General features: G+C 71.9%; 1 pseudogene. It reads left to right on the plus strand.

Annotation, left to right across the window (positions count from 1 at the left end):
* Positions 1-47: 47 nt before the first annotated feature.
* A pseudogene (locus QWJ41_RS21400) lies at positions 48-242 on the plus strand (hypothetical protein); the annotation flags it as partial.

Here is a 242-nt window from a genome sequence, read left to right on the forward strand (position 1 = left end):
CCCGCCCCCGCTGGCACGACCCCCGACGCAGAGAGCGAGACCCCCGCATGAGCACCCACGTCGAGCACGACCCGACCGACGTCGAGGACCTGCCCGGCGAGCTCGACAACGGGTTCGACGTGGGGTTCGAGGTGGGGGTCGACGACGGGTCGGTCTCGCTGTTCGAGGGTGACGAGGGCGGCCTCGAGCACGGCCAGCGCCACGCCCTGGTCACCCTGCTCAAGCAGCGCTTCATCAGCGCC

Origin of the sequence: Nocardioides cremeus (assembly GCF_030518195.1) — a bacterium.
Taxonomy (GTDB): domain Bacteria; phylum Actinomycetota; class Actinomycetes; order Propionibacteriales; family Nocardioidaceae; genus Nocardioides; species Nocardioides cremeus.